This window comes from Paenibacillus sp. AR247, from assembly GCF_002968895.1.
Lineage (GTDB): Bacteria > Bacillota > Bacilli > Paenibacillales > Paenibacillaceae > Paenibacillus_AQ > Paenibacillus_AQ favisporus.
The window spans coordinates 1,505,376-1,509,040 of the sequence record NZ_PCZT01000009.1 but is presented as its reverse complement, the minus strand read 5'-3'; the positions used below and the strand labels follow the sequence as shown (position 1 = coordinate 1,509,040).

Sequence of the window (3,665 nt, the reverse complement as noted above, 5' to 3'; positions counted from 1 at the left end):
GGGCGTATCCATTTGCAAAATGCTCCTCAGCGCCGGCGTAACGAAGCTGGTTCCGGTTGACCGGGAAGGCGCAATCGTCAGGGGAGGTACATACAGCCATCCGATGTGGCAGTGGCTGGCAGACCAGCCACAGGTAGAAGCCAACGAAGGCTCGCTTAAAGAGGTTATCAAAGGGGCCGACGTATTCATCGGCGTATCGCGCGGCAATCTGCTGAACGGGGAGGATATCCGCAGCATGGGGCCGGATCCGATCGTCTTTGCGATGGCGAATCCAGAGCCGGAGGTGTCGCCGGAAGAGGCGATTCCGCATTCCCGGGTCTACGCGACCGGGCGCAGCGATTATCCGAACCAGATCAACAACGTGCTCGTCTTTCCAGGCCTGTTCCGCGGAGCGCTTGACTGCCGGGCCCGCTGCATCAACGAACCGATGAAGCTGGCGGCGGCGCGGGCGATCGCTTCGGTCGTCTCGGGCGGGGAGCTGAACGAGCTGTACATCATCCCGAGTATTTTTAACGAGCAGGTGGTGATCGAAATCCGCAAAGCGGTGGTCCAGGCGGCGATCCTGACCGGGGTGGCGCGCAGAATTCCGAAGGACTTCAGATAAAACGCGGAGTTTCCCGGATTAGAGCAGCTGACTTGTTCTCGTGCATACAACAATAGCAAAACCGTCCCTTGTAAAGCGATGTCACCCGGACATCGAAGCAAGGGGCGGTTTTTGTTTGCTCTTCGTGATTTATAACTGACATAAGTAAAACGATCTGCATTATTCGGATGTTTTCGAAAGTTTATGGGATATTTTGTGTTTTGGCCGGGAGCTATAATAACCGTGACGAGAAAATAAAGGGCTTACAAGGAGGCTTTCCCCATGAAGATCACAAGACATCCGGAAAATCCGATCGTCGTTCCGGGCATATATAATTGGAGAAAAGTAACCGTATTCAATCCGGCGGTAATTATGGATAACGGCAAAATTCTACATGATAGAACGGACGGCGGAATCACTGACTCCGTGCAAAAACGTGCTGGGGCTTCTCGAAAGTGAGGACGGCGTCCATTTCACCCATGTCAAGGATGAACCGATTATCACACCAGACATGCTCGGTTTTCCTTACGGAAGTGTTCAGGACCCGCGGATTGTCAAGATTGAGGGCACGTACTATTTGAATTACGCGTTGCGCCCATGCGCGATGAGCTACTACCCGACCGGTTCGGGTGTACCTGAGCGTTCCATACCTTCTTATCCGGACGGGTGGGGCGAAGAAGAGGGACACTGGCTAACCCGTTCCTCTATACTCAAGTCGGACAATCTCTTGGACTGGGAGTTTGTATCGGACACGACGCCGCTGGATATCAATGATCGCGACAATATTCTGTTCCCCGAAAAAATAAACGGGAAATACTACCTTCTTCGGCGTCCTGAAGAATATGTCGGGGAAGCTTACGGTACAGAGAAAGCCGCGATGTGGATCACAAGCTCGGAGGACCTCATCCACTGGGACGAGCCTGTGCTCCTCGCCAAAGCCGAAAATCCGGATTGGGAATCTAAAAAAATCGGCGGTTCCACCCCTCCGGTACGTACGGATCGCGGCTGGCTGGTCCTTTACCATGGGGTGGACGAGGACACGGTGTACCGCGTTGGAGCGATGCTTCTGGATTTGGAACAACCGGAGAAAGTCATCGCCCGGACGAAAAATTATATTATGGAGCCGGAAACTTATTACGAGAAATTTGGCTATCAAATACCGAATGTCATTTTCCCGACGGGCAACGTGGTAAAAGACGGACTTCTCTATATTTATTACGGCGTGACGGATACGGCGATTGCGCTGGCTACCGTTCCGCTGGATGACCTGGTGCAGCATATTTTGAGCGAATCTTTGGTATAGGACAGCTCCGGTATTCGAGAATACTACTTTATATGAAAAGAAGGGGAAAGGTATGAAAAAATCACAGAATCGATTGAAATGGCTGATGACAGGATTGGTTGCCGTCATGATGGTGATTACTGCCGCATGCGGCAATAATCAGGCGGACGGAGGAGCAGATGCCAAGAACGGGAAAGTGACGCTGACCATGATGCATCCTTGGACATCGCCAAACGTGGACAATGATGTGTATAAGAAACGAATCGAAGAGTTCCAAAAACAGCATCCCGATATCATCATTAAGCAGGACGGCGTGCCTTCTGCCCAATACAAGACCAAGCTGCGTACCCTCGCTGCAGGCAACAATTTGGCCGACATCGACGTGTTATGGCCGGGAGCGGATCTGGCCCCGCTTGTAGACGGTAAACTGCTTGCACCAATTAATGACATGATGGACCAGTGGAACAGCATTCTTCCAGAAAGCGCGCTGGCCGGCTTTAAAGTCGGCGACGAGCAATACGCCATCCCTACCAAGCAGACATTCGTGGATATTATCTACTATAACAAAGAGATGTTGGCCAAAGTGGGCTACGACCAATTCCCGGATACCTATGAGAAATTCATCGATGCGGTGAAAAAGCTGAAAGACGCGGGAATGACGCCGATTTCTTTAGGAAATAAAGAGCAGTGGCCGCTGCAATCCTCCTACCTGTCCATCATTGGTGACCGGTTTACGGGCAGCGACTTCTTGACGAAAGTGATGAACAAGGAAGCCAAATTTACCGACCCGGATTTCGTCAAGGCGATCTCCGTCATTGATGAGCTCAGCAAACTGAAAGCGTTTAATACCGACGCTAACAATATGGATACGGTGCAGGCCCAGGATTACTTTATCCAGGGAAAAGCGGCAATGCATATTTCCTCTTCGACCGTTGACGGCCGCATTCGTATCCAAAACGATGAAGGGGACAAGTTCGGAATCGCGCTGTTCCCGAAAGTGGATGGCGGAAAAGGTGATCCTGCCAAGAGCGCCGGAGTCGTACAATACGGCATCGGGATTAAAAGCGGACTGGACGAGAAAAAGCAGCAGGCCGCCGAGGAGTTTCTGAAGTTTTTTGTGAACGAGGATTTGTATAAACAATTGATTAGCAGCGGGGTCGTTGTTCCTGCAAAGGTGGACATTCCCGCAGATGCAAGCAAGTATTTGAAAGAAATGATGGAACTCACCAGTAAGGGAACCGCTCCGGTATTCGACAGCGTGATTCCGACACAGGTGGTTGACGTCATGCAAAACGGCCTGCAGGCGTTAACTGTTGGCCATGGGACTCCGGAGCAGGTAGCCAAGGATGTTCAGGAAGCTTTCGATAACATGAAATAGAATGGCACTGCGAGCCTGTTCGTGTCTGAAATGAAAAACGTGAAGGAAACCTGGGCTACCGGGTTTTCTTCCTTTTATCAGATCGCATGAGTGGGGTGAAGAAAAGGAGGGACCACATATGCACACCTTAAAAGGGACGAAGCTAGCCATCTTTCTTGGCTTGTTTCCTGCGCTTCTCATCTACCTGGGAATCGCCATCGTTCCGATCGGACTGTCGCTGTACTACTCGCTAATGGATTGGAACGGCATCGGCTCCATGAGCTTTGTCGGCTTGGATAACTACTTGGATATTTTGAAGGACGACATTTTTTGGCTGTCGGTCAAAAACAATCTCATCATTATGGTAACAGGGCTGGCAGGCCAGATCCCGCTCGGGCTTGTGCTCGCCCTTTTGCTTAACCGCAAGATGAAAGGATCCGGAT

At 51.2% G+C, this 3,665-nt stretch carries 3 protein-coding genes and 1 pseudogene; all 4 read left to right on the top strand.

Annotation, left to right across the window (positions count from 1 at the left end):
* A partial coding sequence (locus CPT76_RS39780; protein ID WP_308737588.1) for an NAD(P)-dependent malic enzyme occupies positions 1-604 on the top strand: 604 nt, incomplete at its 5' end.
* 261 nt (positions 605-865) lie between these two features.
* Positions 866-1,886 (top strand): annotated as a pseudogene (locus CPT76_RS15190) (glycoside hydrolase family 130 protein).
* Between the two features lie 52 nt (positions 1,887-1,938).
* Positions 1,939-3,243 carry an extracellular solute-binding protein gene (locus tag CPT76_RS15185; RefSeq protein WP_105443485.1) on the top strand — a complete coding sequence of 435 codons (1,305 nt, stop codon included), beginning with the start codon at positions 1,939-1,941 and terminating at the stop codon, positions 3,241-3,243.
* Positions 3,244-3,361: 118 nt separating this feature from the next.
* Positions 3,362-3,665, top strand: a 304-nt coding sequence (locus tag CPT76_RS15180) for a carbohydrate ABC transporter permease (RefSeq protein ID WP_146116321.1), incomplete at its 3' end; no start/stop codon positions are given.